Consider the following 6,597-nt stretch of genomic DNA (forward strand, 5'->3'; position numbering starts at 1 on the left):
GGAAGGCGTGGTGGATCAGGAACATCATCTTCATGTCGATCGGGCCCTCGGGGGCCGCCGCCTGGCCCGGCAGCCGCAGCTGCCGGGGCCAGGAGGCGCGCGCGTCGGTGGTCATGTCGTTCTCCCTCAGCTCGTGCAGCGAGCTCACACGCCGGCGGGCGTGTGCCGCCCCGTGGTGTCGAAGTCGTCCCAGATGTCGCCGTCCGAGCCATCGGCGGGCAGGTCGGTCTCGTGCCGCTCGGCCTCGATCGTCGGGAGCAGGCGGTCGAGCCACGCGGGCAGCCACCAGTTCCACCGACCCAGCAGGGTCATCGTGGCGGGGACCAGCACCATCCGGACGATGGTGGCGTCGAGCACGATCGCGACCGCCATGCCGAACCCGAGCTGCTTGACGACGGTGTCGGCCTCGGTCGAGAACCCGAGGAACACGACCACCATGATCGCCGCGGCGGACGAGATCACCCGACCGGTCGAGGCCAGCCCGCGCTCCACGCTGCCGCGGGCGTCGCCCGTGCGCAGCCAGTCCTCGCGGATCCGCGAGAGCAGGAAGACCTCGTAGTCCATCGAGAGCCCGAAGAGGATCGCGAAGTTGAGGATCGGGATCCAGCTCGAGACGGCGACGGCGTGGTCGATGCCGAGCACGCTGCCGCCCCAGCCCCACTGGAACACCGCCGTGAGGACGCCGTACGACGCTCCGATCGAGAGCAGGTTCATCGCGGCGGCCTTCACCGGCACGACGAGCGAGCGGAACATCATCGCCAGCAGCAGCACGGAGACGGCGACGACGAACCCGACGACCAGCCACAGCCGGCCCGAGAGCATGCCGGAGATGTCGGCGAACAGCGGGGTGGTGCCGGTGACCTCGACGCCGTCCGGGAGGTCGGCGCGGAGCTGGTCGACGAGCTCGGAGGTGCGCTCGTCGGCGGGGCCCGTGGTGGGGTCGACGTCGAACACGCTGATCGCGCCGTCGGGGGTCGTCACCGGCGTGCCGACCTCGGCGATGCCCTCGTGGCCGGCCAGCTGGTGGGCCACGGCGGAGGCGTCGGCGCGGGTGGTGTCGACGACGATCGTGAACGGACCGTTGGCGCCGGCGCCGTACTCGGCGTCGATGAGGTCGTAGGCCCGGCGCACCGAGGTCTCGGTGCTGTTGCTGCTGCCGTCCTGGGGCCAGGTGCGCATGCCCAGGGTGGGCGCGGCGAGCAGGAGCAGGAACGTCAGGGCGGCGAGCGCCGCGGCCACGGGGCGGCGGGCGACACGGGCGGCCCAGCGTGCCGTGAGCGGGGTCCGGGCGGCCCGGGTGCGGCCCGTGCGGGTACGCCGCGGGAGGAGCCGGTGGCCGGCCAGCCCGCACAGGGCGGGCACCAGCGTGATCGCGGCGGCCAGCACGGCGACGACGGCGATCGCGGTGGCGTAGCCGAACGTCGCGTAGACGGGCAGTCCGCCCAGGCGGAGGCCGAGCAGCGAGATCAGCACCGTGGCGGAGGCGAACACGACCGAGCGACCGGCGGTCGCCATCGCGCGGCCGGCGGCCTCGCGCTTGTCGAGGCCCTGGCCGAGGAACTCCACGTGCCGGGTGACCAGGAGCAGGGCGTAGTCGATGCCCACGCCGAGGCCCACCATCGTCGCCACGGTCGGCGCGGCGGTGCTGACGTCCATCGTCGCTGCGAGCAGCGTGATGCCCGCCGACCCGACGGCCAGGCCCATCAACGCGATCGCCAGCGGCAGGCCCGCGGCGACCACCGAGCCGAACGCGACGACCAGCAGCACGAGCGCGGCGATCACGCCGGCCAGCTCGCCGGTGCCGGACATCTGCGACTCGGTACCGCCCGGCAGCTCGCCACCGAGCTCGGCCTGCAGGCCGGCGTCGCGCAGCGGCTGGATCGCGTCGACCAGCGGGTCGTAGCCGTTCTTGCCCACGAGGTCGGGGTCGGTCATCGGCACGTCGTACGAGACGGTCACCAGGGCGGTGTCGCCGTCCTCGGAGATCCGAGGCTCAGTGACGTAGCTCGCGTGGTCGATGCCGTGCAGGCGCTCGAGGAGACCGCGGAGGTCCGCGGCGTCGAGGGTGGCGCCGGACGGGTCGTGGACCACGACCTGGGCGGTCGAACCGCCGCCGTCGGGCACGTGGGCGCGCAGCTGCTCGATGCCCACCTGGGCCCGAGCGTCGGGGATGTCGTAGTCGTCGTGGGTGGTGCCGCCGAAGGCACCGGCGAGCCCGAAGGCCGCGACGACGACGGCGACCCAGACGGCGATGGTGCGCCACGGGCGGGCCGCGGCGCCGTGGCCGAGGCGGTGGAGGATGCGGTTCACGGGGTGCTCCCTGTCGGAAACGTCGGTCGAGAGGTGTCGGTGAGAGCACTCTGGGGCCCGCTACTTGAGGCCGACTGGGAGCCGACTTGAGGTCGTCCCTCAGGATGGAGCGGTGCGTCGTGCCGTGGCTCCCCTCCTCGCCGTGACGGTGGCCCTCGTGCTCGCCGACTCGGCGGTGGTGACGCTCGCGCTGCCCGACATCCTGCTGCACCTGGACACCACGGTGAGCCAGGTCGCGTGGGTGCTGATCTCGTTCAACCTGGTGCTCGGCCTGGTCGCCGTGCCGACCGCCTGGGCCTTCACGCGGACGCAGCCGCGGATCCTCAGCGCCCTCGGCATCGCGGTGTTCGCCGGCGCGTCCGCATGGTGTGCGGTGGCGCCGTCGATCGAGGTGCTGATCCTCGCCCGGTGCGTGCAGGCCCTGGGCGGCGCGCTCGCGCTCCTGGGCTGCCTCGAGCTCCTCGTCGCCGAGTACGGCGAGCGCCGCGGCGTCGCCGCCTGGGTGACCGCGGGTGTGGTGGGCACCGCCACCGGTCCCGTGGTCGGTGGCCTGCTGACCGAGGCGATCTCGTGGCAAGCGATCTTCGTCGTGCAGGTCCCGATCGCGGTGCTCGCTGTGCCGGCGGCCCTCGCGGTCCGGATGGCGCCGGCCCCGACCGACCGGCACCGCCCGGCCCTGCTCCCCAACCTCACGCTCGCGCTGCTCTCGGCCGCCCTGACGGCCGCGCTGTTCCTGCTGGTCCTGCTGCTCGTCGACGGGTGGGGCCGCTCGGCGGCGACCGCGGCCATCACGGTCTCGGTGGTGCCGCTCGCCGCCCTCGCCGCAGGCCCGCTCGCGCGGCTGCTGCGTCCCAGCGAGGGGGTCGAGACGGCGGTCGGGTGCTTCCTGGTCGCCGGCGGGCTCGTCGGCCTGGCGATCCCGCCCTCGGCGCACCTGGCCTGGACCATCGCCCCGCAGGCACTGGTGGGGCTGGGTCTCGGGCTCACCGTCGACCGCCTGACGGCCCGGGCGATGCACCTCCGCCTCCCCCGCGTCGAGCACGCCGGCTGGACGATCGGCGCGCGCCACGTGGGCGTGATGGTGGGGCTGGCGATCCTGACGCCGGTGTTCACCGCCGACCTCCAGGACGCCCAGGTGCCCGCCCAGGAGGCCATCACCTCGCTCGTCCTCGACGCGCCGCTCCCGGCGCAGGACAAGGTGACGCTCGCGCGGGCCCTCGGCGACGAGCTGACCGACCAGCGCGGCCAGGTGCCCGACCTGCACCGCGCGTTCGCGGCCGCCGACCTCGCGCCGTCCTCACGACCGGCTGCCGACGCGCTGGAGCGCGACCTCGACTCCCAACTCGAGCGCGCGGCGACCCGCGCGTTCCGCGACTCCTTCCTGCTCGGCGGCGCGCTCGCTCTCCTGGCGCTCGTCAGCTCGCTGGCCGGGCTCGCCGCCCCGCGGGTGCGGAGGGCCGCGTGAACGTCCGCGTCCTGGGGCTCCCCGCCGTCGCCACCGCGCTGGTCGGCGGGGTGCTCGCCGTCCAGGTGGCGTACGGCGGCGGCTCGTTCGAGCCACTGCGGCCGGCCGATCCCTGCGCGGCACGCACGGTCGTCTCGCACTCCGAGGGCATCGAGGCGCTGACCGAGCGGCTCGTCCTCATCGCGGTCGACCGGGCCGCGTGCCGGCTCGACGTCACGCGCGAGGCGTTCCTGCTCGACGTGGCCGACGGCGGCACCCGCACCGACGCCGAGATCGACGCACTGCGCGAGGGGCTGCACGACGCCGTACGCCAGATGAAGACCGACGGCTCGTTGCCGCCGGCGTCGGACCTGGTCGACGAGGCGCTCGACTCCGCGGATCTCAACGGCTTCCTCGAGGCGGTGATCCGGGCGCTGCCGGACTCGGCCATCGACGCCGCGCTCGAGACCGACGACGTCCTCGACCGGGCCATCGACGACCTCGACCTGCGGGCGTTGCTCGGCGACCTCGACGCCCAGGCCGACCTCGAGGCACGCGTGGAGGTCGCGGTCGGCGAGGCCGTCAAGGACTCACTGGTCGCCCGGGTCCAAGGCCTGGTCTAGGTCCAGCGCGCGCCGCCAGGAGGCGACGCCCTCGTCGAGGTGCAGCTCGGCGTCGGTCTGGGCGGCGGCCTCGGCGTCGTGGGTGGCGACCACGACGACCGCTCCGCGGTCGGCCTCGGCGCGCAGCGCGGCCATCGCGCGCTCCCGGTTGGCCGCGTCGAGGTCGCTGGTCGGCTCGTCGGCGAGCAGCACGTCGGCGTGCGCGGCGAGCGCTCGGGCCAGGGCGATGCGCTGCTGTTGCCCGCCGGAAAGCTCCTCGATCAGGTGGTTGCCGGACTCCTCGAGCCCCACCTGCGCGAGCGCCGCGGCCGTACGCCGGTGGGCCTCTGCCGCCTCGACACCCAGCGCCAGCAAGGGGACCACGACGTTCTCGGCCGCGGTCAGCGACGACGCGAGTCCGTTGCCCTGCGGCATCAGCACCACGCCGAGAGCGGCGCACTGCTGGCGGTCGGTGAGCCGGGTCTCCCCCAGTCGCACCTCCCCGGCCGTCGGCTCCAGCGCACCGGCCAGCGCCCACAGCAGTGACGACTTGCCCGCACCCGACGGGCCGGTGACCGAGACCATTCGGCCGGGCGCCAGGGCGAGGTCGAGCGGGTGCAGGGCGAGCAGGTCGCCGTACGACACCGAGAGGCCCCTGGCCCGCAGCTCACTCATCGGGCTCCTCCTCGGGCACGAGCAGGTAGCCGGTGCCGTCGTCGCTGGGGTGGAAGCGGACCAACGTGCCGGGAGCGAGGTCGTCGCGCACGTGCCCGGGCAGCGGCAGGAACCCGTCGGGGGTGACCACGGCGTACTCCTCGCCGCGACGGCCCTCGCCCCCGACGCGTCCGTCGCGGATGGTGATCGTGCGCGGCAGGAACGCCGCCACGTCGGGGTCGTGGGTGACGATCACGACGGTGGTGCCGAGCTCGCGGCTGGTCGCCGCGATCGCCGCGAGCACCTGGTCACGGGCCGCGTGGTCGAGCTGGCTGGTGGGCTCGTCGGCAAGCAGCAGGCCCGGCCGGGACGCCATCGCGACCGCGAGCGCCGCGAGCTGCAGGTGGCCGGGGGTCAGCTCGACGAGCGGACGGTGCGCGTCGGCGCCGAGTCCGAGCTCGTCGAGCACGGCGTCTGGGTCGGGCAGGTCCTTGCCGGCCTGACGGGCTGCCCGCTGGGCGAAGCGGACGTTGCCGTGCGGCGTGAGGTAGGGCAGGAGGTTGCGCCCGGCTCCCTGCAGCATCAGTGCGACGTCACGGGCACGCATCTGGTCGAGCTCGCGGGTGGTGGCCGTCGAGAGCTCGAGGTCGCCGACGTGCATCTTCCCGGCACTGGGGCGGAACACGCCCGCCAGCAGGCTCAGCAGGGTGGACTTGCCGGCCCCCGACGGGCCGAGCAGACCCACCAGCTCGCCCGGCGCCACGTCGAGGTCGACCCCGGAGAGGGCGGCCACCTCGTGGCCCTCGGAGCGATAGATGTGCACCAGTCGCTGGGTGCTGACCCGCAGCCCGCTCACAGGTCCCCCTCCCGCAGCCGGCGTACGGCGGCCCGCCTGGCCAGCAGGCGCCCGATGAGGGCACTGCCGCCGCCGAGCACCGCGGTCGACGCCACGACGGCCAGCGCGACCGACCACCAGGCGGTGCTGAGGTCGAGCGTGGAGACCGCCGGCTGACCGGCGAACAGCGGGACGGTCGGCAGCGCGAGGTGAGCGCCGTACACCCCGGTCACGGTCCCCGCGACGACTCCCACCAGGACGGCAGGCAGCTGCGCGGCGACGGCCATCGAGCCGATGTCTCGGCGCGGGACGCCGCTCATCCGCAGCGCCGCCAGGTCGCGGGTGCGAGCCCGCCAGCTGCTGGCAGCCCCGACCAGCAGCACCAGCAGCGCGAGGAGCACGGCGGCCGCGCCGACGAGTCCGGCGAGCTGGATGCTCCACGCGGCGGCCGAGTCGTCGAACGAGTCCCGGATCCCGGTCAGTGTGGAGGTGGTGGTGACACGGGTGCCGCGCTCCTCCAGGGCGGCGGACACTTCGTTGAGCAGCTCGGGATCGTCCTCGGCGAACCACACCTGGATGTGCGCGCTGGTTGCGAGGGCGACGCCGCGCTCGACCAGGTCGAGGTTCACCAGGGCCGCGTGCTGCCCGGCCCCGGGCACGCGGTCGAGGGCCCGGACCTCGTCGGCGTGCTGGACGATCCCGTCGAGGCCACTGAGGTCGAAGAGGCTCTCCGCGGCGCCCGGCGGGAGGCC

At 74.4% G+C, this 6,597-nt stretch carries 6 protein-coding genes; 2 read left to right on the top strand and 4 right to left on the bottom strand.

Going from position 1 to position 6,597, the window contains the following annotated elements; translation table 11 throughout:
- Nucleotides 1-144: 144 nt before the first annotated feature.
- Nucleotides 145-2,310 (bottom strand): MMPL family transporter, encoded by a 2,166-nt coding sequence (locus tag Q0L15_RS10435; protein WP_296604169.1) that lies wholly within the window; start codon nucleotides 2,308-2,310, stop codon nucleotides 145-147.
- Nucleotides 2,311-2,422: 112 nt separating this feature from the next.
- Between Q0L15_RS10435 and Q0L15_RS10440 the strand changes: the two genes are divergently transcribed.
- Together Q0L15_RS10440 and Q0L15_RS10445 are read left to right on the top strand one after the other, a co-directional pair.
- Complete coding sequence (locus Q0L15_RS10440) at nucleotides 2,423-3,775, top strand: MFS transporter (RefSeq protein ID WP_296604171.1); 1,353 nt, start codon at nucleotides 2,423-2,425, stop codon at nucleotides 3,773-3,775.
- Entirely contained in the window at nucleotides 3,772-4,377 is a 606-nt protein-coding gene (locus tag Q0L15_RS10445) for a hypothetical protein (protein ID WP_296604172.1), read from the top strand. The genes Q0L15_RS10440 and Q0L15_RS10445 overlap by 4 nt, the downstream gene beginning before the upstream one ends.
- On the opposite strand, the gene Q0L15_RS10450 is transcribed toward Q0L15_RS10445, so the two are convergent.
- The 3 genes from Q0L15_RS10450 to Q0L15_RS10460 all read right to left on the bottom strand — a co-directional run.
- On the bottom strand, nucleotides 4,345-5,031 hold the full coding sequence (locus Q0L15_RS10450; protein ID WP_296604174.1) for an ATP-binding cassette domain-containing protein: 687 nt from the start codon (nucleotides 5,029-5,031) through the stop codon (nucleotides 4,345-4,347). The genes Q0L15_RS10445 and Q0L15_RS10450 overlap by 33 nt on opposite strands.
- Nucleotides 5,024-5,866, bottom strand: a complete 843-nt coding sequence (locus Q0L15_RS10455) for an ATP-binding cassette domain-containing protein (protein WP_296604175.1) — start codon at nucleotides 5,864-5,866, stop codon at nucleotides 5,024-5,026. Before Q0L15_RS10455 ends, Q0L15_RS10450 begins: the two co-directional genes overlap by 8 nt.
- Nucleotides 5,863-6,597 (bottom strand): ABC transporter permease (locus tag Q0L15_RS10460; protein ID WP_296604177.1); only part of this gene is annotated, 735 nt, incomplete at its 5' end. The genes Q0L15_RS10455 and Q0L15_RS10460, both read right to left, overlap by 4 nt.

It is taken from the genome of Nocardioides sp. (assembly GCF_024509035.1).
GTDB lineage: Bacteria > Actinomycetota > Actinomycetes > Propionibacteriales > Nocardioidaceae > Nocardioides.